At 74.1% G+C, this 24432-nt stretch carries 22 protein-coding genes; 13 read left to right on the top strand and 9 right to left on the bottom strand.

All coding sequences use genetic code 11. The features are described 5' to 3' along the window. The first annotated feature begins 1 nt into the window (after window position 1). The 3 genes from ACFWW8_RS16425 (at window position 2) to ACFWW8_RS16435 (ending at window position 6266) form a co-directional block, all read left to right on the top strand. Window positions 2–1936 (top strand): amino acid adenylation domain-containing protein, encoded by a 1935-nt coding sequence (locus tag ACFWW8_RS16425; RefSeq protein ID WP_386529114.1) that lies wholly within the window; start codon window positions 2–4, stop codon window positions 1934–1936. Continuing rightward, window positions 1926–5102, top strand: coding sequence for a condensation domain-containing protein (locus ACFWW8_RS16430; RefSeq protein ID WP_386529117.1), 3177 nt, complete (start codon window positions 1926–1928; stop codon window positions 5100–5102). The genes ACFWW8_RS16425 and ACFWW8_RS16430 overlap by 11 nt, the downstream gene beginning before the upstream one ends. A 933-nt stretch (window positions 5103–6035) precedes the next feature. Beyond that, a complete protein-coding gene (locus ACFWW8_RS16435) occupies window positions 6036–6266 on the top strand; it encodes a hypothetical protein (RefSeq protein WP_386529119.1) in 231 nt (76 codons plus the stop codon). A gap of 81 nt (window positions 6267–6347) precedes the next feature. Here ACFWW8_RS16435 and ACFWW8_RS16440 read toward each other — a convergent pair whose 3' ends face one another. Then, window positions 6348–6539, bottom strand: coding sequence for a hypothetical protein (locus ACFWW8_RS16440; RefSeq protein WP_386529122.1), 192 nt, complete (start codon window positions 6537–6539; stop codon window positions 6348–6350). Between the two features lie 147 nt (window positions 6540–6686). Here ACFWW8_RS16440 and ACFWW8_RS16445 point away from each other — a divergent pair, with 147 nt between their 5' ends. Further along, window positions 6687–6860: a CsbD family protein gene (locus tag ACFWW8_RS16445; protein ID WP_386529125.1), complete on the top strand. Its 174-nt coding sequence runs from the start codon at window positions 6687–6689 to the stop codon at window positions 6858–6860. A gap of 286 nt (window positions 6861–7146) precedes the next feature. On the opposite strand, the gene ACFWW8_RS16450 is transcribed toward ACFWW8_RS16445, so the two are convergent. Continuing rightward, window positions 7147–7263: a MarR family transcriptional regulator gene (locus ACFWW8_RS16450; RefSeq protein WP_386529128.1), complete on the bottom strand. Its 117-nt coding sequence runs from the start codon at window positions 7261–7263 to the stop codon at window positions 7147–7149. Between the two features lie 109 nt (window positions 7264–7372). Here ACFWW8_RS16450 and ACFWW8_RS16455 point away from each other — a divergent pair, with 109 nt between their 5' ends. Beyond that, entirely contained in the window at window positions 7373–8017 is a 645-nt protein-coding gene (locus ACFWW8_RS16455) for a dihydrofolate reductase family protein (RefSeq protein ID WP_386529131.1), read from the top strand. Window positions 8018–8505: 488 nt separating this feature from the next. Continuing rightward, complete coding sequence (locus ACFWW8_RS16460; protein WP_386529134.1) at window positions 8506–11874, top strand: CARDB domain-containing protein; 3369 nt, start codon at window positions 8506–8508, stop codon at window positions 11872–11874. A 169-nt stretch (window positions 11875–12043) separates the two neighbouring features. On the opposite strand, the gene ACFWW8_RS16465 is transcribed toward ACFWW8_RS16460, so the two are convergent. From ACFWW8_RS16465 to ACFWW8_RS16475, 3 genes are all read right to left on the bottom strand, one after another. Further along, a complete protein-coding gene (locus ACFWW8_RS16465) occupies window positions 12044–12700 on the bottom strand; it encodes a DedA family protein (protein WP_386529137.1) in 657 nt (218 codons plus the stop codon). 626 nt (window positions 12701–13326) lie between these two features. Further along, window positions 13327–14580 carry a DUF418 domain-containing protein gene (locus ACFWW8_RS16470; RefSeq protein ID WP_386529140.1) on the bottom strand — a complete coding sequence of 418 codons (1254 nt, stop codon included), beginning with the start codon at window positions 14578–14580 and terminating at the stop codon, window positions 13327–13329. After that, window positions 14571–16331 carry a VanW family protein gene (locus ACFWW8_RS16475; protein WP_386529143.1) on the bottom strand — a complete coding sequence of 587 codons (1761 nt, stop codon included), beginning with the start codon at window positions 16329–16331 and terminating at the stop codon, window positions 14571–14573. Before ACFWW8_RS16475 ends, ACFWW8_RS16470 begins: the two co-directional genes overlap by 10 nt. Before the next feature lie 218 nt (window positions 16332–16549). On the opposite strand from ACFWW8_RS16475, the gene ACFWW8_RS16480 reads away from it, so the two are divergent. The 5 genes from ACFWW8_RS16480 (at window position 16550) to ACFWW8_RS16500 (ending at window position 19970) form a co-directional block, all read left to right on the top strand. After that, window positions 16550–17626: an NUDIX domain-containing protein gene (locus tag ACFWW8_RS16480; RefSeq protein WP_386529146.1), complete on the top strand. Its 1077-nt coding sequence runs from the start codon at window positions 16550–16552 to the stop codon at window positions 17624–17626. Window positions 17627–17713: 87 nt separating this feature from the next. Beyond that, complete coding sequence (locus ACFWW8_RS16485; protein ID WP_386529149.1) at window positions 17714–18271, top strand: SRPBCC family protein; 558 nt, start codon at window positions 17714–17716, stop codon at window positions 18269–18271. Between the two features lie 222 nt (window positions 18272–18493). After that, the gene (locus ACFWW8_RS16490; RefSeq protein ID WP_386529152.1) at window positions 18494–19141 is read left to right on the top strand and encodes a GNAT family N-acetyltransferase; all 648 of its coding nucleotides are present in this window, start codon (window positions 18494–18496) and stop codon (window positions 19139–19141) included. Window positions 19142–19230: 89 nt separating this feature from the next. Next, window positions 19231–19503, top strand: coding sequence for a hypothetical protein (locus ACFWW8_RS16495; RefSeq protein WP_386529155.1), 273 nt, complete (start codon window positions 19231–19233; stop codon window positions 19501–19503). After that, on the top strand, window positions 19500–19970 hold the full coding sequence (locus ACFWW8_RS16500; protein WP_386529158.1) for a hypothetical protein: 471 nt from the start codon (window positions 19500–19502) through the stop codon (window positions 19968–19970). The genes ACFWW8_RS16495 and ACFWW8_RS16500 overlap by 4 nt, the downstream gene beginning before the upstream one ends. Before the next feature lie 196 nt (window positions 19971–20166). Here ACFWW8_RS16500 and ACFWW8_RS16505 read toward each other — a convergent pair whose 3' ends face one another. Both ACFWW8_RS16505 and ACFWW8_RS16510 read right to left on the bottom strand, forming a co-directional pair. Next, complete coding sequence (locus tag ACFWW8_RS16505) at window positions 20167–21654, bottom strand: DEAD/DEAH box helicase (RefSeq protein WP_386529161.1); 1488 nt, start codon at window positions 21652–21654, stop codon at window positions 20167–20169. 66 nt (window positions 21655–21720) lie between these two features. Next, window positions 21721–22272 (bottom strand): MarR family transcriptional regulator, encoded by a 552-nt coding sequence (locus ACFWW8_RS16510; protein ID WP_386529163.1) that lies wholly within the window; start codon window positions 22270–22272, stop codon window positions 21721–21723. Window positions 22273–22377: 105 nt separating this feature from the next. On the opposite strand from ACFWW8_RS16510, the gene ACFWW8_RS16515 reads away from it, so the two are divergent. Beyond that, window positions 22378–22773, top strand: a complete 396-nt coding sequence (locus ACFWW8_RS16515; protein ID WP_386529166.1) for an HGxxPAAW family protein — start codon at window positions 22378–22380, stop codon at window positions 22771–22773. A 251-nt stretch (window positions 22774–23024) separates the two neighbouring features. After that, entirely contained in the window at window positions 23025–23231 is a 207-nt protein-coding gene (locus ACFWW8_RS16520; protein ID WP_386529169.1) for a cold-shock protein, read from the top strand. Window positions 23232–23297: 66 nt separating this feature from the next. On the opposite strand, the gene ACFWW8_RS16525 is transcribed toward ACFWW8_RS16520, so the two are convergent. After that, window positions 23298–23885 carry a TetR/AcrR family transcriptional regulator gene (locus ACFWW8_RS16525; RefSeq protein WP_386529172.1) on the bottom strand — a complete coding sequence of 196 codons (588 nt, stop codon included), beginning with the start codon at window positions 23883–23885 and terminating at the stop codon, window positions 23298–23300. After that, window positions 23882–24235, bottom strand: coding sequence for a DUF1304 domain-containing protein (locus ACFWW8_RS16530; protein ID WP_386529175.1), 354 nt, complete (start codon window positions 24233–24235; stop codon window positions 23882–23884). The genes ACFWW8_RS16525 and ACFWW8_RS16530 overlap by 4 nt, the downstream gene beginning before the upstream one ends. Window positions 24236–24432: the final 197 nt, after the last annotated feature.

Raw genomic sequence — 24432 nt, forward strand, 5'->3', positions numbered from 1 at the left:
CATGACCACCACCACCCCGCAGCCCCTCGACACCACCACCCCGCAGTCCGGTGACACCACCGCCCCGCGGCCCGTCGTTCCCGCGGACGGCACCGCCTCCGAGTGGCCGCCCGGCGCCCACGCCCCCGCGCCCGTACCGCCGTCGGCTCGCGCGGCCACCCTGCCGGCGCTCGTCGCGCGCCACGCCGGCCTCACCCCGAACGCCCTGGCCGTCGTGGACGGCGACACCACCCTCACCTACGACCGTCTCCTCCAGGCCGGCCGCGCCCTCGCGGCCCGCCTCCGCGAACACGGCGTGGCCCGCGGCGACCGGGTGGCCCTGCTGACGGCGCGGTCGTCCCGTACGGTCGTGGCGCAGCTCGGGCTGTGGCTGGCGGGAGCCGCCTGCGTGCCGCTCGACCCCGCCCAGCCCCGGCCGCGTACCGAGGCGATGATCGCCGACGCCGAGGTGACGCTCACCGTCGGCGACGCGAAGCTGCTGGACGCGGCCACGTTCCCCGGCCCCGTCCTCGCCCTGCCCGAGGAGCCGTTCACGAGCGGGCGAGCGCTCGACGAATCCGACCCGGACGGCCCGGCGTTCATCATGTTCACCTCCGGTTCCACCGGCCGCCCCAAGGGCGTCGTGGTGCCGCACCGTGCCGTCGCCGAGCTGGTCGGCGCACCCGACTACGTCAGCGTCACCGGCCGCGACCGCGTGCTGTTCCACTCGCCGATGACCTTCGACGCCTCGACGTTCGAAGTCTGGGTCGCGCTCGCCAACGGCGCCGCGGTCGTCGTCTGCACCGAGCAGCGGCCGTCCCTGGAGGACCTGGCCCGGCACGTCGAGCGGCACGGCGTGACGGTGGCGTTCTTCACCACGGCCCTCTTCCACCAGCTCGCCGCGCGCCGCTCCCGCGTCTTCGCCCAGCTCCGCTCGGTCGTCGTGGGCGGCGAGGCGATGGCCGCCGCACAGGCCCGCGAGGTGCTCACCGCCTTCCCCTGGCTGGAACTCGTCAACGGCTACGGGCCGACCGAGACGACCACCTTCGCCACCGCCCACCGGGTCACCGCGCAGGACTGCGAGGCGCCGATACCGATCGGCCGGCCCATCGCCGGGGCCACCGCACACGTCCTGGACGCCGAAGGCCGCCCCGTGGACGCGGGCGACCGCGGTGAACTGTGGATCGGCGGCAGCCGGCTCGCCCACGGGTACACGGGCCTGCCGGCGCTCACCGCCGACCGGTTCGTCGAGGATGCCGCCGCCGGCCGGCTCTACCGTACGGGCGACGTCGTCTCCCTCCGGCCCGACGGCGTCCTCCGGTTCCACGGCCGCAACGACGACCAGGTGAAGGTCCGCGGCTTCCGCATCGAACCCGCCGAGGTCGAACACGCGCTGCGCGAGCAGCCGGACGTCGACGACGCCGCCGTCACCGTCGACGGCGCCGGCACCCCCGAGGCGTGCCTCGTCGCGTTCGTCGTCGCCGCGCCCGGCCCCGTGCCCGCCGGTACGGCGCTGCGCGAACGGCTCACCGCCGTCCTGCCCGCCCACCTGGTGCCCGACACGGTCACCGTCCTGGAGCGGCTTCCCCTCACCCCGGCGGGCAAGGTCGACCGGCGCGCCCTCACCGGACGCGCCCACGCGGTCGGAGACCGCCCGGGCGACGGGCCGACGGCGCCGATGACACCGCTGGAGCAGGCCGTCGCCGAGGTGTGGAGCCAGTCCCTGGGCAGCGAGGTCACCCGCGCCGACGCCGAGTTCCTCGTCCTCGGCGGCCACTCCCTGCTCGCCCTCGCCGTCACCGACGACCTGCGCGAGGAACTGGGCGTGGAACTCTCCCTCGCCGAGTTCTTCGCCGCCCCCACCGTCGCCGCGCAGGCCGCGCTGGTCGAACGCGCCCTGCTGGCCGCCCACGGCGACCTCCACCCCGAGACCCCGGAGCACAGCGATGTCCACTGACGCCGACTCGGCCGCGCACGACCGCCGCCGGCAGCTCCAGCGGGAACTGCTGCGCCGCGCCCGCGCCGGAAGTGCCCGGCGTACGCCCGCCGGGCCCCCCGCCGAAGCGCCCGCCGGGCCCCCCGCCGAAGCGCCCGCCGGCCAGGACGGGCCCGCCCCGCAGGACCCCACCGGCTCCGGTACCGGCGCGTCCGGGACCACCGCATCCGGTACGGCCGCATCCGGCACCGCCGCCCCGCAGGACGGAAGCGCCCCCCTGTCCCGCGCCCAGCGCCGCATGTGGCTGATGGAACGGCTCGGCGGCGCGGGCGACTCGTACCACGTGCCGTTCGCCACCCGGGTGCGCGGCCCGTTCGACGCGGCCGCGTTCGCCACCGCGCTCACCTCGCTGGTGGCCCGGCACGCGATCCTCCGCACCCGCTACACGGAGCGCGGGGGAGAGCCCCGCCAGGAGGTGCTCCCGACGCCGCGGACGGTGCCCGTACACGTCGTCGACACCGACGTGGCGGGCGCCGCGGAGCTGCTGCGGCGTGAGACGGCGCGGCCGTTCGACCTCGCGGCCGGTGACGCCGTACGGGCGCTCGTCCTGCGCCACGGCCCGCAGGACCACACCCTGCTGCTGACGTTCCACCACATCGCCGTGGACGGCGGCTCGCTGGAGACCGTGGCCGACGAGATCGCCGTCCTCTACGCGGCGGCCACCGGCGGAGCGGGCCGGCGCACCCTCGCCGCGCCGCCGCAGTACGCCGACTTCGCCCGCCGCGAGCACGACGGCCTGCCCGGGTTCGAGGCGGACCTGAACCGCTGGAGCGCCCTGCTGGCCGACGCCGCCCCGCCGCGGCTGCCCCGGCCGGCGCACACCGCGCCGCACCGGTCCGCGCGGCCCGCGGCCGTGCGCACCGTACCGCTCGCGGCCGGCGTGCCCGAGGCACTGCGGGCGCTGGGCGCCCAGCGGGGCGCCACGCTCTTCGCGGTGTCGCTCACCGCGGCCTTCGCCGCGCTGCACCGCCTCACCGGCGACGAGGACCTCGTCATCGGCGTGGCGGGCACCCACCGCAGCGGTACGGCCATGCGCGGCCTCGTCGGCCTGTGCGTCAACACCCTGCCCGTACGGGTCGACGTGTCCGGCGGTCCGTCCTTCACCGGTCTGCTGCGCCGCGTGAGCGACGCGCTCCTCGAAGCCCAGCGCCACCGGCACATCCCCTTCGACCTGGTCCTCGAACGCCTGGGCGCCGGGGCACGCGGCGCCGACGGCACCGCGCTGGTCGGTGTCACCTCCGACGTCCTCGGCGAGCCGACGGTGCTGCGGCTGCCGGGCATGTCGGCCGAGTACGTCGACGTCCCCTCCGACGGCGCGAAGTTCACCCTGTCCTACGGCCTGGCGCCGGGCGGCGCCGCACCGCCCCGGGCGCTCGTCCAATACGACGCGAACACGCTGGACGACACCGTGGCGGAAGCGGCCGTACGGGACTACGCGGCCCTGCTCCACGCGGTGGCGGCCGACCCGGAACTCACCCTGGCCGAGCTGCCCCTCCCCGGCGCGGACCCCGGCCCGGACCACAGCCCCGACCACAGCCCGCACCACGGCGCGGAACCCGGACCTGACCCCGGCCCGGGGCAGGACGCCGGCCCCGCGGACGGCGAGAGCGGCCGCAGCCCGGAGGACGCCGTGCCGGGCCCGGGCGCCGCCGCCCCCGCCGCCCCGGAGGGCGACCGCCATCCGGCCGCGGAGGCCCTGCGGGCCCACCCGCAGGTCGCCGACGCCACGGTGGTCCGGCCCGTGCAGGGGCCGCCCGTGGCGTACGCGGTCCTGCGCGAGAGCGTCGGCCCGTCCGGTCACGAACTGCTGTCCCTGCTGCGCCGGTCGCTCGCGCCCGAGGCCGTGCCCGCCACGGTCACGCTGCTCGACGCGCTGCCGCGCTCGGCGGCCGGTCCGCTCGACCCCGCACGGCTGCCCGGGCCGTCCGCGCCGTGGGTCCCGTCCGGCCCCCGGGCCGAAGCGGTCTCGGCGGGCTTCACCGCCGCGCTCGGCCTCGTCGCGTCGCCCGACGACGACTTCTTCGCCCTCGGCGGCCACTCCCTGAAAGCCGTGCAGCTCGCCGAACGGCTGCGCACGGAGCTCGGACTGCCGCTCACCGGTCTCGACGTGCTCCAGGCCCGTACGCCGCGGGCGCTGACCGCGCTCCTCGACGGACGGGCGGCACTGCAGAGCGCCGCGAAGGCCGCGAGCCGGCCGGCCCCCCGCTCCCGGGACCTCCGCCCGGGCACGGTGCTGGTCACCGGCGCGACGGGCGGCGTGGGCGCGTTCGTCGTACGCGAACTGGCCGCGCGGGGCCGCCCCGTGCTGGCGCTGGCCCGGCCCGAGTCCGCGCACCTGATCGCGACCGAGGGCGTCGACGTCATCGAGGGCGACCTCACCGACCTGGCCGGGCTGCGGGACGCCGTCGCGCAGGCGGACGCGGTCGTCCACGCGGCCTGCACCTTCACCCGGCACGACGTGGACCTCGCCGCGATGGAGGCGATGGCCGACGCCTGGCGGCGGGGCCCGTTCGTCTTCGTCAGCAGCGTCGACGCCTACGGGCACCCCGCGACGGACCGGGTCGCCGAAGAGGCGCCGCCCCACGAGCCCGTCAGTCCGTACGGGAGGGCCAAGCTCGACTGCGAGGCGACGCTGCTGCGCGCAGCGGGGACCGGGGGGCGCGGGGGCGCGAGCGCCGTGCGGGCACCGATCGTCTGGGGCGCGCACGACCGGCTGCGCGAACAGCTGCGCTGGGGAGCCATCGGGACGCTGTACCAGTCCGCCCGCCGAGGCGGCCCGATCGAACTGCCGCGTCCCGGTACCGGCGGGCACGCCTGGTACGGAGCCGCCTGGGTGCACGCGGCGGCCCTCGCCCGTGCGGTGGCCGAGTGCCTGGAGCGCCCCGTGCACGGAGTCGCCAACGCGTGCGGCGGCCACGTCTCCTGGACCGACCTGGCGCACGACCTCACGGACCTGCTCGGCACCCGTGCGGACGTCCGCGCAACCGGCGGGGCACCCGGGGACCTCGACCACCGCTGGCACTACGACAGCGCCCGCCTGGCCCGTCCGCTCCGGGCGCGGCCGGGAGAGGACCGGCGGACCGTACTGGCCGAGATGATAGGCGGCATGACGCCCGAGACCGGCTGACAGGCCGGCTGCGCCCGCGGCCCGCAGGAAGGCCCCGGGCGCAGCCGCCGGCGCAGGGGTGCCGGTCCCGCGTTGGAAGGGGGAACCCACCCCGGTGGCTGGAGGGGGATCTCACGTCCCTACCGGCCAACGAGGACCTCGCCGTCGGGCCCGGCCCGTGCCGTCCCGGATCAGGCGGGACCGGTCCAGGTCAGGACGGTGAGGTTGGTACCGGGTACCCGATTCTGGGCCAGGCCGGCGGCACGGACCGCGTCGCGCAGTGCCTGGTCGGCCTTCTCCCGGGTCCCGACCTGCGCCTGCTCGCGGATCTCCTGCTGCGTCCAGTCGTCCGGCTGAGGGCTCGGGTCGGACGCGGTGTCCGTCCCCGTGGCCGGGGCGGGGGAGGGCGCCGGGAGGGAACGGGGACGTCCGCCATCGCGGGGGCGCCGACGCCGGCCCCGGGGGCGGTGGCGGTGGCGGCGAGGAGGGATACGGCGGCGAGACGACGGCGGCGAACGGACATGGCGGTGGCGACCTCTCCACGCGAGGGGAGGGGCGGGCTGCCCCGGGGACGCCTCCAGCACACCCCGCCCGGCCCGGTGCGCGGATCGGCCGGACGGCCAGAGCGCGTCATCACCAGGTCGCTCGGTGCCGAAGCCCGGCGCCGCGGCCCCGGTACGGGTACGTACGGGGAACGGTGGAAATTCTGTGCGATCCGCACCCGTGACATCCAAAGCGTCCCCCGCACCGAAGTACAGACGAACCGGTGGTCCACCAAACGAGCGAGGACACGATGCGCATCCCCCCCGACACCACGAGATCCCACGGCCCCGCGGTCCCTCCGCAGCACCGCGGCGGTCCCCTCCGGCCCCGTACGCACCACGGGTCGGCACGCCTCCGGTACGGCGGCGGGGCCCCCGGTCGCCGCGGAGAGGTCGTGGGAGGAGCCTCGTGGTGAAGCGCGGCACCTCCCTGGGCTCCATCCACGAGAACCATCCGCTGCTGGGGAGCCTGGTCCGTGACATCGCCTCCGGCACCGAGGGCGAACTGGTGGCCGTGGTCCGCGAGGAGGTCCCCACCCACCGGGGATCGTGCTGGAGCCGGCGCGCCTACATCCGGCCCGTCGGAGGAGGGACCGAACTGCCCACCGCGCTCGACAACATCGAGGCGACCGGACCCCTGTGAGGGCCCCCGGACGCGCACGCGGCCGCGTCCGGGGCCCTCACGGCCCGCACCGGGAGTCGCCGGTCAGCGCCTGGCACCGGGTCAGCGGGCGTGGTGCTGGGTGCCCTGCTGGCGGGGGATGTGGTTCAGGCGGGGAGTGGCGGCGCGGCGGTGGGTACCCGTACGCCTGCGGCCGGGGGAGGGGTTGCGGCGTTCGGGCGCACTCGGGGCCAAGGCCAGGAGGGCGATGGCTGCGAGGACCGCGACGAGGATGAGTACCGTTACGAGGGTCATGTTCCTGCCTTCCGTCGGGTTCTGACTGCCTGTAGCTACTTGGTGTTACCTCATCGAGGGCGACTAAACACGGTGGGTGATGTTTAGGTCGCGGGGGCGGGGCAGATGACCTGGCGTAAGGGTTTTCCATCGCTTGGAGTGATGAGCATGTCCGGTGAAGAGAAGGCTCAGGCCAAGGGCGAGCAGGGCAAGGGCAAGGTCAAGGAGGCCGCAGGCCGCCTCGTGGGGAACGAGAGCCTGACCGCCGAAGGCCGCGCCGAGCAGGCCAAGGGCGATGCGCGCGAGGCCAAGGAGAAGGTCAAGGACGTCTTCAAGGACTGACCGCGCGATGTGGTGGAGGGGGCGGGCCCGCAGCCGGGCCCGCCCCCTCCACCGTCCTGCCGGGCACCGGCACCCGCCCGGGGGCGGCTCAGGCGGCCGGGTTCGTCTTCTGCGCGGGGAACGCGGCGGCCGCCGTCATGCCCAGGTGCAGGGCGGCGAGGCCGGTGGCCAGGGCCTCGCGGCCGTCGCAGGTCATCGCGCCGAGGGCGTGGGCGAGCGTCTGGGCGCGCTGCTCCCGGACGTGCGCGAGGTGGGTCTCCCCGGCGGGGGTGAGCCGCAGGGTGAGTTAGCGGCCGTTGCCGGGACAGGGGTGGCGCCGCAGGAACCCGGCGGCTTCGAGACGGTCGCACAGCCGGGTGACGGAGGGGCCGGCCGCACCGAGGAGCCCGGCCAGGGCGCGCATTCGAGCATACGGGCGGCACCGGCGGGTGACGTCGCGTCGCGCCGATGAATCCGCGGGCGCCGGAAGGTCTACCCCTTGACGGAGACGACCGTTGCACGGGGAGTACGCCATGGGCCTCATCCACATCGAGCTGTTCGCGACCCTCGACCTCGTCGGGCAGGCGCCCGGCGGCCCCGACGAGGACCCGGTGGGGTTCCCCTTCGGCGGCTGGCAGGCGCCCCTGCTGGACGAGGTGGCCGGGGAGCAGGTCGGCGCCGCGTACGAGGGCACGGACGCGCTGCTGCTCGGCCGCCGGACGTACGACATCTTCGCCGCCCACTGGCCCTACCAGGAGGGCGGCGAGGACCACGAGATCGCCACGCTCTTCAACGGCGTTCCGAAGTACGTGGCCTCCCGCGGCCGGCCCGACCTTTCGTGGGCCGGATCCACGCAGCTCGGCCCGGACCTCGCCGGAGCGGTGCGGGAGATCCGTGACCGGCACGAGCACATCAAGGTCGTCGGGAGCCTGAACCTGGTGCAGACGCTCCTGCGCGAACGGCTCTTCGACCGCCTCGACCTCTGGCTGCACCCGATCGTGCTCGGCGTCGGCAAGAAGGTGTTCGACGACGGCGCGGTGCCCGCCAACCTCACGCTCCTCGCACCGCCGGTGGCCGGCCCGAAGGGCACCGTGTACCTGCGCTACGGGCTCGCCGACGGCATCCCCGCCACGGGCGACATGAGCGCCCCCGACCGCGGCGCCGGAACCGCCGGCTGAGGCCCCCGGCCGACGGGCGCGGCCGGCAGGGGGCCGGACCGACGGACGCGAGGTGCGGTCCTGACCGTTGGTCCCGAGCCGCGCACCGGCCTTGGCCGGTACACGAGTGGACGCTGGTCTTCTGCGCGGTAGTGATCACACTCTGGCGCCTCTGAGGACACGGCCCGCCAGACGCCGACCCTCGCGCCCCGCCTTCCGGACAGGGGCTCCAATTGGCGAATCCTGCGCGACCCGTTGACAGATTCGTCACCTGATAGAAACGTATCACTCTGCCAACGCAAAAAATTGACTAAAACGCTCAAAGAAGCTTGCTGGTGCGTCCGCTGCTTCGTGTTCGGTACGTGGTCGGCGCTTGGCAAGGAGTCTGTCGACATTCACCTGGTGCTGCCGATCCGGCTGCTCGCACCCCCGCTGATCAGCCGTGCTCCACCGCGGCGCAGCGGCCGTGCCGCCGTCGGCTGCCGCGGATGAGGAATCAAGAGGACTGCATGCGATCCAGACACCAGGGCCGGCGACTGATCGTCGGCTCGTTGGCGGCGGGGCTGTTGGGCGTCGGCCTTCTGCCCGTGCCCGCCCATGCCGCGGAGGGCCTCAACCTGGCCCTTGGCAAGCCCGCGAGTGCGGGCGGCACGAACGGCGGCTACGTCGCCGGCAACGTGACGGACGGAAGCCAGGCATCGTACTGGGAGGGCCCCACCGGGGCGTTTCCGCAGTGGGTGCAGGTCGACCTGGGGGGCAGCACCGAAGTCGACCGGGTGGCACTGAAGCTGCCCGCTTCCTGGGGCTCGCGGGTCCAGACCCTGAGCGTGCTGGGCAGCACGGACGGATCCTCGTTCACCCCGCTCTCCGGATCGGGTGCGCGTACCTTCGACCCGGCGACGGCCAACACCCTCAGCATCCCCGTCACGGCGACCACGGCCCGTTTCGTACGGGTGCAGGTGGCGGCGAACACCGGATGGAACGCCGCCCAGCTCTCCGAGCTGGAGGTCTTCGGCGAGGAGGACGGCGGACCGGTCGAACCGGACCCGAGCGGCACCAACCTGGCGCGCAACAAGCCGATCGTGGCCTCCTCGGTCACCCAGTCGTACGTGGCTGCCAACGCCAACGACGACAACGTCTCCACCTACTGGGAGTCGGCCGGCTTCCCCGCGACCCTGACGGCGAAGCTCGGCGCCAACGCCGACGTGCAGGCGGTCAGGGTCCGGCTCAACCCGGACCAGGCGTGGGGTCCGCGGACGCAGGCCGTCGAGGTGCTCGGACGTGAGCAGGCGGCTGCCGGATTCACGTCCCTGAAGGCGCGCGCCGACTACCGCTTCAGCCCGTCAACGGGCGGCAACACCGTCACCATTCCGGTCACCGGCCGGTATGCCGACGTCCAGCTGAAGTTCTTCACGAACAGCGGTGCCCCCGGGGCGCAGGTTGCCGAGTTCCAGGTGGTGGGAACCGCCGCCCCGAACCCGGACCTCACGATCACCGACCTCGTGTGGACTCCCTCCTCGCCCTCGGAGAGCGACCCCGTCGAGGTCAGCGCGACGGTCCGCAACGCCGGTACGGCCGCCTCGCCGGCGACATCGGTCCACGTGAGCCTCGAGGGTGCCGTGGCTGGTACCGCGCAGGTCGGCGCACTCGCCGCCGGTGCCTCCACGACCGTCAGGGTCGCTGTCGGCAAGAAGGCGACGGGCAACTACACCGTGTCCGCCGTCGTGGACCCGGCGGGAACCGTCGTCGAGCAGGACGACACCAACAACAGCCGGACCGGCTCTTCGAAGCTGGTCGTCGGCCAGGCCCCCGGACCCGACCTCACGGTCACCGCGATCGGGTCGAACCCGGCCGCCCCGGCCGTCGGCACGCAGGTCTCCTTCACCGCCACGGTCCAGAACCGGGGTACCACCGGTGTCGCCGCCGGGACCGTCACACGGCTGGCCGCCGGAACCACCACGCTGAACGGGACGACACCCGCGGTCGCCGCCGGTCAGTCGGTCACCGTGCCGGTCTCCGGCACCTGGACGGCCGCGAGCGGGGGAGTCACCCTCACCGCGACCGCCGACGCCACGGCGATCGTGGCCGAGACCAACGAGAGCAACAACGTCTTCAGCCGCTCGCTGGTCGTGGGCCGCGGGGCCGCCGTCCCGTACACCGAGTACGAGGCGGAGGACGCCCGCTATCGGGGCACCCTGCTGACCTCCGACCCGAAGCGGACCTTCGGGCACACCAACTTCGCCACCGAGTCCTCGGGCCGCAAGTCAGTCCGCCTCAACTCCACCGGCGAGTTCGTCGAGTTCACTGTCAACGCATCCAACTCCATCGTGGTGCGCAACTCCATCCCGGACGCCCCCTCCGGTGGCGGTGCCGAGGCCACGATCAGTCTCTACGCGAACGACGTCTTCGTCCGCAAACTCGGCCTGACGTCCAAACACAGCTGGCTGTACGGGACGACCGACGACCCGGAAGGCCTGACGAACACGCCGGGTGCTGACGCGCGCCGGCTGTTCGACGAGTCCCACGCCCTGCTGGCGCAGAGCTACCCGGCGGGAACCAGGTTCCGGCTGCAGCGCGACGCGGGCGACACGGCCTCCTTCTACATCATCGACATGATCGACCTGGAGCAGGTCGCGGGCCCGGCCGGTCAGCCGGCCGGCTGTGTGTCGATCACGAACTACGGCGCGGTGCCCAACGACGGCCTCGACGACACCGACGCGATCCAGCGTGCCGTGACCGCGGACCAGAAGGGTGAGATCTCCTGCGTGTGGATCCCGGCGGGCCAGTGGCGTCAGGAACAGAAGATCCTGACCGACGACCCGCTGAACCGGGGGATCTACAACACCGTCGGCATCCGGGACGTGACGATCCGCGGTGCGGGCATGTGGCACTCGCAGCTGTACACCCTCACGCCGCCGCACCAGGCGGGCGGCATCAACCATCCGCACGAGGGCAACTTCGGCTTCGACATCGACCACAACACCCAGATCTCCGACATAGCGATCTTCGGCTCCGGCACCATCCGCGGGAACAACGGCAGCGAAGAGGGCGGCGTCGGCCTCAACGGCCGCTTCGGCAACAACACGAAGATCAGCAACGTGTGGATCGAGCACGCCAACGTGGGCGTCTGGGCCGGCCGCGACTACACCAACATCCCCGAACTGTGGGGCCCCGGCGACGGCGTCGAGTTCAGCGGGATGAGGGTCCGCAACACGTACGCCGACGGCATCAACTTCGCCAACGGCACCCGCAACTCAACCGTCTACAACTCGTCCTTCCGCAACAACGGTGACGACGCGCTGGCCGTCTGGGCCAGCAAGTACGTCAAGGACACTTCGGTGGACATCGGCTCGAACAACCACTTCAAGAACAACACCATCCAGCTGCCGTGGCGTGCGAACGGCATCGCCGTCTACGGCGGATTCGGCAACACCATCGAGAACAACATCATCGCCGACACCATGAACTACCCGGGGATCATGTTGGCGACGGACCACGATCCCCTGCCCTTCTCCGGACAGACGCTGATCGCCAACAACGCCCTGTACCGCACGGGCGGCGCGTTCTGGAACGAGGACCAGGAGTTCGGCGCCATCACCCTGTTCGCACAGGGACAGCCGATCCCGGGCGTCACCATCCGTGACACCGACATCGTCGACTCGACGTACGACGGCATTCAGTTCAAGACCGGCGGCGGTGAGATGCCGGGCGTCAGGATCAGCAACGTCCGCATCGACAAGTCGAACCACGGTTCCGGGATCCTGGCGATGAGCGGCGCCCGGGGCAGCGCCACCCTGTCGAACGTGACCATCACCAACTCGGCCGAGGGCAACATCCTGGTCGAGCCCGGCTCGCAGTTCGTCATCAGCAACCCGTAACGCACTCCGGGGCGCCCAAGGCGCCACAGGAGCAGGGGCGGTCACGGCGGTGACCGCCCCTGGCGGGACGCCGCGCCGGCGCACCCGATGCCGCCTCCCGTCCTCCGGCCCCCGCCGGGTCGTGGTCCACCCGGTCATCCGCGTACCCGACGGCTGTGGCCCGGAGGTTCTATGGATCCTCATGGTTGCGGGCCGTCCGACGGGCTCGTATGGTGCGCGTGATCATTACGGCCAAGGCCACGACGACGAGAGCCAACACGGCCTTCGAGAACATTCCCACGTACTGCTCGACCATTTCCCACTGATCGCCCAGCCAGTATCCGGCCATGATGAGAAGGAAGTTCCAGATCGAGCTGCCCAGGGCGGTGAGCAGAAGGAACAGTGGTACGGGCATCCGTTCGAGCCCGGCCGGTACGCTGATGAGGCTGCGGAAGACGGGAATCATCCGGCCGAAGAACACGGCTTTCGTGCCGTGCTTGGCGAACCACGCTTCGGTCTTCTCCAGATCGGATGTCTTGACCAGGGGAAGTCGGGCCCACAGGGCGTACATGCGCTCTCGGCCGAAGAGATTGCCGATCTGGTAGAGGGCGAATGCCCCGACCACGGAGCCCGCGGTGGTCCAGAAGAGTGCGGAGAACAGGCTGATCACCCCGTTCCCCGCGGCGAATCCCGTCAGCGGAAGAATGACCTCGCTCGGCAACGGGGGGAAGAGGTTCTCCAATGCGATGGCCAGCCCTGCTCCAGGGCCGCCCATGGTTTCGACGAGGCTCGTCGCCCAGCCCGCTATGCCGCCCGTGGGTTCGGCGGTCACTGTGAATTGCTCCATCTGTCTACTCCGAGCTCCGTGGGCTTCGGTCCCCGCGGCGAGGGCGAAAGTGAAAACGGTAGGCAGCCCGCCGTCATCTTCTGCCCCCTTTTCTTCGGGGGAAGATCCGCGGACACGGCCGACTGGACCCGGCCGCGCGCGCGGGGGCGCTCGGGGCAACAGGGGCAGCGGTCATGGCGCGCGGTTGCGGTGGTCACGCGGCCACGGCGCATCGCCCACCTCGGTGTTCACGGGAGGGCGTGCGGAATGCGGGCCGACGAGCCTTCAGGCTGAGGGAAACACCGCTGCGACGTGAAGGCCCGGGCATACGAGACGACGCCGCAGCGGAACCAGGGCTGTGGAGCGCCCTGGAACCAACCGGATGAACATCCGATGAGCCGCTCAGCAGCGAAGGACCCGCACAAGGGAAGGGTCGAGCGGGGTGGCGCAGGCGTGGAATGCGAGGCAAGCGGTGCCCGGAGCCGGCTGGTGGCAATCGAGCGACGGGGAACCCCGTGACCGTCTTCCTGGTGGCTACGGCCTTCGCCCTTCTTCACGGGCAGGGCCCGGGCCGACGGCCCCGGCGGGTCCCGTCCGGGCCGCCCGCCGAGGGGCTGAAGCCGGCCGGATGCCCCTTGGGCGCATCGTCACGGGTCGCCGGTGGCTCGGAGCGGCCGGGTCCTGCCCCGCGCGACCAGCCGGAGCGCGTGTTCCACTGGTCCACGGCGCACCGGGCTGTGCGCCCAGGCGCGTTGCCAGGCCCAGGTGAGGGCCAGCGATGTTCCGCTGAAGGCGATCCAGGCGAACCAGGAGGCGACGCCGTACGCCGGGCCGGCCAGCACCAGGGCGTGGATCACGTACGCGCTGAGGGCCATCGCCCCGAGCACGGCCAGCGGCCGCAGCAGCCTGGCTCCGGTTCGGTGCCGCGCGGCGAAGACGCACAGGCCGATCAGGGCGCAGCCCACTCCCGCGTTGCCCAGCGTCTCCAGCGGGGTCTGGCTGTACGGGTCGGCCACCAGCAGCCAGTCCCACGACGTGCTCGGCACGGCGCCGAACTGCCCGCGCAGCACCTCCTGTACGGGGTCGGCGGCGGCCATCGCCTCGGGGTGGTGAACGGCGATCGCCCCCAGCAGCCGCTCGCGGGTCCCGAACGCATGGGTGGCGAGCCAGGCGGATCCGTAGCCGACGACGGCCGCGGCCGTGCCCCACGCGGCCATCCGCAGGGTCACGGCGCGCTCCCGCACGTCGCAGAGGCGGGCGAGCGCCATCCCGGCCAGCACGTACGGGAAGTAGGTGGCCAGCGGGTACGCGCCGGTGAGCAGCAGCTCGCACACCACGCCCCCGGCCCCCGACCAGCTCGTCAGCTGCGTGGCCTCGGGGACCGCACCCCGGCCGGACGAGCCGTAGCCGAACACCGGGCCCAGCAGGAACGACAGCAGCGGCCCCGCCACCACCGAGACGCCGGCGACGGCGGACAGGACGGGCGTGGAGAGCCGCGTGAAGGGTTCGGCGGCCAGGAAGTACACGGCGAAGAAGGCCAGGATGACCAGGATCCCGGGCCACAGCGCGGCCAGGAGGAGCCCGAGCGCGGCCAGCACGGCGCAGCGGATCAGCAGCGGGCGCCAGCGCCGGGCCCACCCCTCGGGCGCCGCCGCCGGATCCTGGCCGCGCTGGGCGAGGAGCAGGGAGAAGCCCGCGAGGAGGGTGAACAGGGCCGGTGCGCGGCCGTCCGCCGCGACCATCAGGTACCGGGCGCCCACGGGTTCCGGGCTCGGCCCGACGTGGACGGCGAACATGCCGAGGACGGCGAGGCCGCGCACGGCGTCCACCCCGGCCAGCCGGCCGCCGGCGGCCCCGGTGCGCGCGCCCGCGCCCGGCCCGGCGCCCCGGGTCAGCCGCACGTCACGCTGTCGCGCGGCGTGTAACGGGTCTTCATCGTCTCCCGCTTGGCTTCCTTGCCACCCACGACGAAGACGCGCTCGACGGAGACGTCGAAGCCCTCCAGCGGGGACTGGGGCTCGCACTTCGGGCTGCCGTCCTTGCGGACGGCGGGCTGGCGGACGTTGGTCCGCGGGCCCTGGACCGCGCGGATCTCCTCGTACTTCTTCGTGCCCAGGAAGGTGATGGTGATGGAGGTCTCGGTGGCCTCGGCCCGGATGTACAGGGCCTTGCCCGAGTCGTTGGCGAAGCGCAGGTCGAGGCTGCCCCACGCGACGGTGGCCTCGCGGCCCTCCGGGTAGCGCTCGATGTAGAAGGAGTGGGCGCCGTACTCCACGGGCTTGACCCCCGCGAAGAACATCGCGTTGAAGACGGTCGTCGCGACCGCCGAGACACCGCCCCCCGCAGCCTTCTCGTACTGTCCGTTGTTGATGATCAGGCCGTCGACGAAGCCGTTCTCCCTGGTGCGCTCGCCGACCCTGCGGTTGAAGCTCCACGTCTCGTCGGGCAGGACCAGCGAACCGTCGATCAGCTCGGCGGCCCGCCCTATGTTGGTCGTGCGGTACGCGGCCGGCTCGAACGAGACGGTGAAGGAGGACACCTTCTCCTTGATGCCGAGTTGCTGGATCGTGTCCGCGGACAGCCGGGGCCGGGCCTCCTCGGTGGCGACCTCCCCGGTACGGGCGATCGCCCCGGACCCGGTCAGCAGGGGCAGCACCGCCCCGCTCAGGGCCTGTTCGGAGATCCGGCGGCCGGCCCGGCCCTCCTCGGCGACGCCGACCCGGCCCGAGCCGTCCACCCGCAGCCGGGCCTCGGCCGGGCCGGGGACTGCCTGGCGCAGCGGCCCGGCCAGCACGGGATCGGCCAGGAGCGCCGCCGCGTCGAGGACGGGGGACAGCCGGCCCTTCCCGTCGTCCTTCAGGGCCAGGTGCGCGGAGAGGACCGCGGGACCGACGGATATCCGCTTGCCCCCGACGGTCAGGGTGACGGGGGCGGACAGCGCCGGCTCCGCGAACTCCTTCAGGGCCCGGTCCACCTCCTGCTTCCCGATGCGCGGTTCCGTCCGCCGGACGGGAAGGACGACGGGCTCCGCCGTGGTCCGCGGGTAGGCCCCGCGCAGCGCGTCCAGGGAGCCGTCCACGTCCAGGGCCGTACCGATGACCGGGGCGACCGCCTTCGCCTTGCCCTTCTCGAAGGCGACGGCGCCCTCGCGCACCTCCTGCGCCGCCTTCTTGCCCAGGCCGTCGAGCGCGGCGCGGGCCGCCTGCGCGTCCAGGCGGACCACCGGCGCCACGTCCCGGTCGCCGGAGGCGAACAGCCGGCCGATCACGGCGAACGGGTCGGAAGAGGAGCCGGCGGCGCGCTCGGCCGTCGCGGCGGTGTCCAGCGACAGGCCCAGGGTCCCCGGGCCGGCCTGCTCGGATCGGTCGCCGATCCGCAGGGGGACCGGAGCCGCGGCGGACGGGCCCAGCTCCCGGTCCAGCACTCGGCGGGCCTCGGCCCGGCTCCTGCCGCCTATGTCGACCCCGCGCACCTTCGTCCCCGGGGCCACGTCCTCACCGGTCAGGAGCAGCCCGGCGGCGTACAAGCCGCCGAAACCGAGCACGGCGGCGCCACCGGCCACACCGGCGAGCACCGGCACGGACCACCGTCTTCCCGTGGCGTCCGCGGGGCCCGTGGAGTGCGCGGGGCCCGCGGGGGAACGGCGTCGCATGTGGGGTTCTCTTCCGTGTCCGGTGAAGTGGTCGGACCGGAGGGTTCAACGCCGCCAGTCCGCACGGGAAAGCTACCAAGGTCTGCATAACCAGGTAATAAGGAGGCGGGGAACCGGCAAGGCCTGGAGCCGGGCCTCCCGGGCGGGAGCGGCGTAACCCGGGGGCCGCGGCCGCTGTTGCACCACCGGCGGGTCCACCCACGGTGAACGGAGTTCCGATGCGGCAGCCGACCGACGACACGGCCGTACCCGGCCTGGCGGCGCCGGGTTTGGCGGCACCGGGCCGGACGGAACCGGGCCCGGCCGGGCCCGGGGCGTCGGGCACCTGGATGACCCCGGAGGCGTACGGTGCCTCCCGCGCTGCCCTGTGGACCGGGGCGGTGGTCCTCGTCACCGACGCCGACGGCCGCGTCCTCGTCCAGAGCGTCGACTACCGAACCGACCGGCTGCTCCCCGGCGGGGCCGTCGACGCCGGCGAGTCCCCGTCCGCCGCCGCGGCCCGCGAGGTGCGCGAGGAACTGGGCGTCGAGGGCCGGTACCCGCGCGGCCTCGCCGTGGACTGGATTCCGCGCGGTGCCCCCGGCTTCCCGCCGGCGATGCGGTTCCCCGGTGAGGTCCTGTACGTCTACGACGGCGGCACCTGGACCCCGGACCGGATCGACGCCGTCCGTCTTCCCTCCCAGGAGATCACCGGCATCCAGTTCGCCGAGCCCGCCGACCTGCCGGCCCTGATGGACCCCGGGGACGCCCGCCGCACCCTGTCCGCCCTGCGCGCCCGGATCGCCGGCTGCGGCACCGCCCTGCTGGAGGACGGCCGGCCCACCGCGCCCATGGCCCTCGACCGGCTCGGGGTGCTGCGTACCCGCCGCACCCCGCAGCACGGCACCTGGCACCCGGGCCCGGTACCCGCGCGGCACCCCGTACGGGACCGCAGGGGCTGGCTGTTCGCCCCCGACGGCCGGGTCCTGCTCCTGATCGCCCGCGCCACCGGCGCAGCCCACCTCCCGCCCCCGGATGCCGGACCCACCGCGGGCGCCGCTCCGCTGGGCCACCGGCTGACCGGGAACGGGGCCCACGTCCGCACCGCCGCCCGCCTCACCGGCCTGGCCCCGGCCGCGGACCCGGCGTACGCCCGGCTGCTGGCCACCCCCGAGCAGGTCCGCGAGCTGAGCGACTGGGGCCCGGCCGGGGAACGCGAACTCGCGGCGGTCCACGCGGCGCGCACCCGGCTGTCGCTGCCGGCACCCGCCCGCATCCCGCCTTCCGAACTCCCGGGGGAGGCCGTCCGCTGGTGACGGCGCGGGACCGGACCCGCGGCTCCGGTCGCCCGCCATGACCGGGAAATCCGCCCGCCGCGGCGCGCGGTCCCGCAGCATGGGGCCATGAGCGACAGCGCGATCACCTACACCCTGTACATCCAGGCCGATCCCGCCCGGGTCTGGCAGGCCCTCACCGAACCCGCCCTGACCCGCCGGTACTGGGGCACGAGCTTCCGGACCGACTGGGCCGTGGGTTCGACGATGGACTGGATCGAGCGCGGAGCCCGCACCAGCGACCCCGCCCAGGTGGTCCTGGACTGCGTCCCCGACCGGCGGCTCTCCTACACCTGGCATTCCTTCACCCCGCAGTGGGCGGCCGCCGCCGGCATCGGCGAGGAACTGCGCGCCGAGCTGGCGAAGGAGCGCCGTACGCGGGTGACGTACGAGATCGAGCCCGTCGGCGAGACCCTCGCCCGGCTGACGATCCTGCACGAGGGCTTCCGGCCGGGCGGGACCCTGATCGGCATGTGCGGGCGGGCCTGGCCGCTGCTCGCCTCCAGCCTCAAAACCCTGCTGGAGACCGGGGCTCCGCTGCCCGAGCCGGGACACGACGCCGGCCAGGGGGCGGGCGGGCACGAGGCGCACGAGCCCCGCCGGCCCGGCGCCGACTCGGGCAACTGAGCCGCGGCGCCCGCGGGGCCGACGGCCGTCGCCGACGAGCTCCGGTGCGCCCGCCCCGGCTCCACCCACCTGAACGGCCCTGGTCCGCCCCTGAGATCATGTGGAGCGACCACGAACCTGGAGCGCAGTCATGGCACTCGAGCACCACCGCGTCGTCATCACCGCGGCCGCACGCGACGTCGGGCGGACCTGGGCCCTCCGGTCCGCCGCCCGACGGGCGTGATGGCCACGACGCTGGCGGACATCCTCGACGCGGCGGCCGGGGGGCGTTTCCCGCCGCCCGACGGCGGCACCACGGTGGTGCCCCAGCCGAACCGGCGCGACGCGGGGGTCATCGCCTTCACCGCGCACTCCGTGGTGTTCACCGACGAGGACCCGGAGTGGGTGCGCGCCACCCTCGCCTCCCTCGACTGCGACCCGCTGGCCGCCACCATGAACGCGAGGTTCCTGGCGGCACTGCTGGAGCGCACCGGCCGCGGCACCGACACGATCGACCTGCTCACCGTGGCCGATCCGCTTCCCGGCGACCCGTCGCCGGCACTCCGGGAGCTCGGCGACCCGGACCACCCCCGCGTACGGCGGGCCCTGCGCCGCCGCGACGACGTACGGGTCTGGGCAGCGGACGGCGGCGTGCTCGTCCTCGGCCGGGGCGTCGCGGGCCGCTGGGAGGCGGCGATCGAGGTGGACGAGGACGTCCGCCACCGCGGACTGGGCCGGGAACTGGCCCGTGCGGCACGCCACTTGGTGCCTGACGGTCGACCGGTCTGGTCTCAGCAGGCCACCGGCAACGCGCGCAGCATCCGCGCCTTCCAAGCGGCCGGATTCCGCCCGGTCGGCGCGGAATCACTGATGCTGCCCCGCGCCGCCTGAGGCCGGCAGCGCACCCGGCCGACGTCCCGGCGCGGCCCCGACGGCACCCTGGCCACCGGCCGTTCGCGGCGGTCGTGTGGAATGGAGGCATGGCGAGAGGGAAGAAACAGCGGCCATCGGCCAACGGCACGCCGACGTCGGTGCTGGTCCTGCCCACGCGGGACGGCCGGGCACGATCCGTCGCCGGGGTCGGGTGCGGGCGGCCCGATCCGGACGTCGTGGACGCCGAACGGGCCAAGGACCGTGCGGCCGGCACGGTCCACCGGGCCGCCGCGCTCCACGGCCGTACCGTTCGGATCGGCCGGCGGCCCCGTGCGGACGGCTCGTGGGCCGGCCACGTCGGGGAAGGCGCCGCGCGATGAGCGATCCGGACGACGGCGCCCCCGCCGAACACTGGCGCTACGCACGGCACTTGGAGGCTCTGGCCGCCGCACCGGACACGGCCGCCGAGGTCGAGGTGGTGTCCGCCGTACTCCGCGACCCCGACCCGGTGATGGCCGAGAGCGCCGTGGTCACGCACCTCGACCGCCGGGCGGAACGTCTGCTGGCCGACGAGGCGTTCCCCGTCTGGTCCGGGGCCCTGGGCGCCGCGCTCACGGGCCGCGCCTTCGCCGAGCGGCGGCTGCGCGAGTGGACCCTGCTGCGGGCCGTCGACGGGGGCGGGCCCTGGTCGGCGGCGGAGCTCACCGCGGCCTCCGACTGGTGCCAGCGCACCGCCGTCCGGTCGGTGGCCTCGGTCGAGGCGCTCACCCTGCTCGCCGCGGACGCCCGCACCCGCCGCGTCCGCAACGCCGCCGCCGAACGCCTGCGCAGACACCCCCCGGCCTGACCGCGCCCGCGCGCCGGACCGGCGGCCCATCCCGGTGCCCGTGACCGGGCGCAACTCGCCTTCGCCGCCCACGAGTCGGGCCTGGGCGCGCGCAACGCCGGGCGCCGGGGGAGGGTACCGAGGGGCCGGGGAAACGTGACGGGCCCCCTCCGGAGAGGGGGCCCGCAGGTGAGGACCGGGGTCCCGCGGAGGCGCGTCAGTTTGCCTTGCGGACGCGGGCCGCGGCGCGCGCCTCCGCTGTCAGCCGGGCCTCCGCCGTCTTGCGCGACTCCTTGCCCCGGCCCGGCCGCCCCGGGCGCTGGCCGATGCCGCGGAAGCCCAGCTCGGAGCCCGAGGGCTTGCCCTTGGCGTCGGTGGGCGCGGAGCCGGCGAGCGGCACCCCGGAGGGTGCCTTGGCCCCGGTGATCCGGCTGAGCGCCGCCTCGCCGGAACGCACCTGGGTGATCTCCGGCCGGATGCGGGCGTCGGCCATCAGCCGGACCATGTCCCGGCGCTGGTTCGGCGTGACGAGCGTGACGACCCGCCCGGACTCGCCGGCCCGCGCCGTACGGCCGCCGCGGTGCAGGTAGTCCTTGTGGTCGGCGGGCGGGTCCACGTTGACCACGAGGTCGAGGTCGTCGATGTGGATGCCGCGCGCGGCCACGTTGGTGGCGACCAGGACGTTGACGGCGCCGGTCTTGAACTGCGCCAGCGTCCGCGTGCGCTGCGGCTGCGACTTGCCGCTGTGCAGGCCCTCGGCCCGTACGCCCATGGCGCGCAGGTGCTTCACGAACTGGTCGACCCCGTGCTTGGTGTCGAGGAACATCAGCACCCGGCCCTCGCGCGCCGCGATCTCGGTCGCCGCCGAGATCTTGTCGGCCGCGTGGATGTGCAGCACGTGGTGGTCCATCGTGGTCACCGCGCCCGCCTGCGGGTCGACGGAGTGGGCTACGGGATCCTTCAGGTACGTCCGGACCAGCTGGTCCACGTTGCGGTCGAGCGTCGCGGAGAACAGCATCCGCTGCCCCGCGTGGTGCACCTGGTCCAGGATCTCCGTGACCTGCGGCATGAAGCCCATGTCGCACATCTGGTCGGCCTCGTCGAGCACGGCGATCTTCACGCGCTCCAGGTGCACGTCCCGCCGGCCCACCAGGTCGCTGAGACGTCCGGGGGTGGCCACCACGATCTCCGCACCGGTGCGCAGCGCACTGACCTGCCGGCCGATGGACAGGCCGCCGACGACGGTGACCATGCGCAGCGACAGGGCGTCGGCGTACGGGGTCAGTGCCTCGGTCACCTGCTGCGCCAGCTCGCGCGTCGGTACGAGGACCAGGGCGAGCGGGCGCTTGGGGTCCGCCTGCCGGCCGGCGGTGCGCGCCAGCAGGGCCAGGCCGAAGGCCAGCGTCTTGCCGGAGCCGGTCTGGGCGCGGCCCAGGACGTCGCGGCCGGCCAGGGCGTTCGGCAGGGTGGCGGCCTGGATGGGGAAGGGGTCCTTCACCGCCAGGTCGGCCAGCTTCTTCACCAGCTCAAGGGGCAGGTCGAGCTCGGAGAACGACGCCACCGGCGGGAGCGCCGGCGTCGTCGACCGGGGCATGGAGAACTCGCCCTGCGGTCCGAGGGTGCGCGTGGGCTTGGCGGCGGACTTGCCGCCGCCCTTCGCACCCGCCTTCACACCGAAGCGCCCATGAACTGACGGGTTCTTCATGCAGAACCTTTCGAAGAAGCACAGCGAGAACAAAAGATGGTCAACCGCCCATGGTACCAGCGGGGCCTAGCCGTCCCCGGCGCCCGATTTCCCCACGGCCGGGGGGCCGGGCGGGGAACCGGCCCCGGGAGGGGGCGCCGGCAGCTCCCCGGCCCGTACCTGAGCCAGGTGGGCGCGGGCCTCGCCGGCCGCCCGCCCGAACCAGTCGGCGATCACCGCGACCTCGTCCGGCGTGTAGTCGGCGAACAGGGCGCCGAGCCGGTCGTAGAAGGGCTGGTACACCGCGAAGACCCGGACCGCGGCCTGTGGGTCGGCCACCACGCGGACCCGGCGCCGGTCGGCCGGGTCGGGCCGGCGGTGCGCGTATCCGGCCCGCTCCAGGCGGTTGAGGACCCCCGTCACGGCTCCCGTGGTGAGGTTCACCAGGTCGGCGAGGTCCCCTGCGGCGAGGGGCTCGTCCCCGGCGCCCAGGATGTGGCCGAGGCAGGTCAGGTCCGTGACGTTCAGCCCGAGGAGCTGCGCCATCTCCTGCTGGCCGACGATGCCCAGGGCGACGTAGTGGTCCATGCGCGAAAGCGCCTCCCCGGCGGTGGCCGGAGGGCGGGACTTGCCCTGCACCCGGATACTCCTTAGCATCTAAGTTACTTAGCTCGTGAGATGCTTACGTCGTGAAGCAAGCGTCCCGCTGCGAGCCTAGTGCCGCCCGTACGACCAGGGAGAATCATGAGCGCGCACGGCGACGTCGACCTCGGCCACACCGTGGCCGGATGGACCGGCACCACACTGGCCCTGTTGGGCTTCACCGGATCGGGCGTCGCGCTCTGCGCGGCCTGGATCCCCGGCATCTGGATCGGCCTCGCGGTCGTGGCCGCGGCGGGCGTCGCCACCTGGCTGCTGCACCTCGCCGGATGGGGCAAGCAGAGCGGACCGCGCCCCGCCGTCCGCCGCGACTGGCGGATCCGGGACACCGCGGCACGCGCGGGGCATGCCGAGTGCCTGGGCTGCCGGATCGCCGGCCCGCGCCGGGCCCGCGCGGGAGCCGCTGTGGTTGGGGCGGGCTCGTCGCCGGTGGCCTCCGGGCCCCGCGCGGCGGTGTCGCCCGGGTCCGCGTCGGCCTGAGCGGCCCCGTCCCCATCCGCACCGCCTTCGGCCTCGCCCCGGTCCGCACCGCCCCCGGTTCGCCCGTCCCGAACTGCCGTGGGCGCTCCCGCGGTGGGCTTCCCCCGATGCGCGGACGGGGCGGCCGGATGTCCGAATCCGCGTCGCGCCACGGTTGGCCGCGTTGAGCGTGTGGTGCGCCTGGCCGTCAGGCAGGATCGAAGACGGCCGCGTGTGCGGCCCGCAGTGGAACGTCGTGAAGGATCAGCAAGATGGCAACAGGCATCGTGAAGTGGTTCAACTCCGAGAAGGGGTTCGGCTTCATCCAGCAGGACGACGGCGGCCCGGACGTGTTCGTGCACTTCTCCGCCATCGAGTCCACCGGCTTCAAGTCGCTGGAGGAGAACGCGAAGGTCGAGTACGACGTCACCCAGGGCCCCAAGGGTCCCCAGGCTGAGCGGGTGGTTCCCCTCTCGTAGTGCCGCTCCACGGGCCCGCCCGTGAGATGAGCCCCGCCGGTCCGTCCGGCGGGGCTCTGGCGCGTTTCAGGTGCGGTGCAGCGCCAGCAGCAGCGTCCACAGGCGGTCCGCCAGGCCGGCCGGGTCCGCCGGGATGCCGCCGTGCAGCCAGTCCGCCAGGACCCCGGTGAAGGTGGCGGCCACCGCCGAGGCGACGAGTTCCGCCTCGGGGGCGCCGTCGGCCGCGCGCTCGGCGCGGGCGCGCTCGCGCAGCTCCCGGTGCAGCCGGTCGCCGAGGGGGCCGCCGCCGCCCGGCAGCAGCAGGGTGCGGTACAGCGCGGCCCGCGCGGCCGCGCCGGCCAGGAACTCGGCCAGTGCGGCCGGCGGCCGGACCGGGGGGCGCGCGCGGGGGCCGGTCCGCCAGGTGTGCAGGGCGTCGACGCCGGCGTGCACCACGTCGGCGCACGCGTCCACCCCGAGCCCGGTGAGGTCCTCGTAGTGCAGGTAGAACGTGGCGCGTCCGACGCCGGCCCGGCGGACCACCGCGGAGACGCCGATCTCGGCGAGCGGACGGCCCGCGCATTCGGCGAGCAGGGCCTCCCGCAGCCTGGCCTTCGTGCGGGCCGTACGGGGATCCTCGGCGCGCGCGCCGGGGCGCGGGTCCCGAGGGTTCACGCGGCGAGCAGCGCGGCGCCGAGGGCGAGCGCGCCGGGCAGGGCCTGGGCGAACAGGATGCGCTGATTGGCGGTGGCCGCCCCGAAGACACCGGCGACGATCACGCAGACGAGGAAGAAGACCTGGGTGGCGAGCGAGTCGACGACCAGCGCCCAGACCAGGCCCGCGGCCAGGAACCCGTTGTACAGCCCCTGGTTGGCCGCGAGGGGGGCGGTGAGGCGGGCGGTCTCCGCGTCGAAGCCGGACAGGGCGCGGCCCGGGGGGCGCTGCCACAGGAACATCTCCAGCACCAGGAAGTACGTGTGCAGCGCGGCCACGAGGCCGATGAGGATCTGAGCGACCGTGTGCATGGCCGCCTCCACTTCTCGGAAGGGTCGGGGAGTGGCAGCCTGCGGCCCCCCTTTCCTGGACAACTGTACAGGAAGTCCTTGCGGCGGCCGTGGGGGGGGGGGGGGGCGGGCCCCCCCCCCCCCCCCGCCCGGGCCCCCCCCCCCCCCCCCCCCCGGACCCCCCCGGGGGCCCCCCCAAGCGGCAAGGGCGCGAAGGC

It is taken from the genome of Streptomyces sp. NPDC058701, from assembly GCF_042715295.1.
Classification (GTDB): domain Bacteria; phylum Actinomycetota; class Actinomycetes; order Streptomycetales; family Streptomycetaceae; genus Streptomyces.

What these genes read in the sequence shown, in the direction of transcription:
- ACFWW8_RS16425 (WP_386529114.1), top strand. Translation starts at nt 2, where the DNA reads ATGACCACCACCACCCCGCAGCCCCTCGACACCACCACCCCGCAGTCC.
- ACFWW8_RS16430 (WP_386529117.1), top strand. Translation starts at nt 1,926, where the DNA reads ATGTCCACTGACGCCGACTCGGCCGCGCACGACCGCCGCCGGCAGCTC.
- ACFWW8_RS16440 (WP_386529122.1), bottom strand. Translation starts at nt 6,539, where the DNA reads ATGACCCTCGTAACGGTACTCATCCTCGTCGCGGTCCTCGCAGCCATC.
- ACFWW8_RS16445 (WP_386529125.1), top strand. Translation starts at nt 6,687, where the DNA reads ATGTCCGGTGAAGAGAAGGCTCAGGCCAAGGGCGAGCAGGGCAAGGGC.
- ACFWW8_RS16450 (WP_386529128.1), bottom strand. Translation starts at nt 7,263, where the DNA reads ATGCGCGCCCTGGCCGGGCTCCTCGGTGCGGCCGGCCCCTCCGTCACC.
- ACFWW8_RS16455 (WP_386529131.1), top strand. Translation starts at nt 7,373, where the DNA reads ATGGGCCTCATCCACATCGAGCTGTTCGCGACCCTCGACCTCGTCGGG.
- ACFWW8_RS16460 (WP_386529134.1), top strand. Translation starts at nt 8,506, where the DNA reads ATGCGATCCAGACACCAGGGCCGGCGACTGATCGTCGGCTCGTTGGCG.
- ACFWW8_RS16465 (WP_386529137.1), bottom strand. Translation starts at nt 12,700, where the DNA reads ATGGAGCAATTCACAGTGACCGCCGAACCCACGGGCGGCATAGCGGGC.
- ACFWW8_RS16475 (WP_386529143.1), bottom strand. Translation starts at nt 16,331, where the DNA reads ATGCGACGCCGTTCCCCCGCGGGCCCCGCGCACTCCACGGGCCCCGCG.
- ACFWW8_RS16480 (WP_386529146.1), top strand. Translation starts at nt 16,550, where the DNA reads ATGCGGCAGCCGACCGACGACACGGCCGTACCCGGCCTGGCGGCGCCG.
- ACFWW8_RS16485 (WP_386529149.1), top strand. Translation starts at nt 17,714, where the DNA reads ATGAGCGACAGCGCGATCACCTACACCCTGTACATCCAGGCCGATCCC.
- ACFWW8_RS16490 (WP_386529152.1), top strand. Translation starts at nt 18,494, where the DNA reads ATGGCCACGACGCTGGCGGACATCCTCGACGCGGCGGCCGGGGGGCGT.
- ACFWW8_RS16495 (WP_386529155.1), top strand. Translation starts at nt 19,231, where the DNA reads ATGGCGAGAGGGAAGAAACAGCGGCCATCGGCCAACGGCACGCCGACG.
- ACFWW8_RS16500 (WP_386529158.1), top strand. Translation starts at nt 19,500, where the DNA reads ATGAGCGATCCGGACGACGGCGCCCCCGCCGAACACTGGCGCTACGCA.
- ACFWW8_RS16505 (WP_386529161.1), bottom strand. Translation starts at nt 21,654, where the DNA reads ATGAAGAACCCGTCAGTTCATGGGCGCTTCGGTGTGAAGGCGGGTGCG.
- ACFWW8_RS16515 (WP_386529166.1), top strand. Translation starts at nt 22,378, where the DNA reads ATGAGCGCGCACGGCGACGTCGACCTCGGCCACACCGTGGCCGGATGG.
- ACFWW8_RS16520 (WP_386529169.1), top strand. Translation starts at nt 23,025, where the DNA reads ATGGCAACAGGCATCGTGAAGTGGTTCAACTCCGAGAAGGGGTTCGGC.
- ACFWW8_RS16530 (WP_386529175.1), bottom strand. Translation starts at nt 24,235, where the DNA reads ATGCACACGGTCGCTCAGATCCTCATCGGCCTCGTGGCCGCGCTGCAC.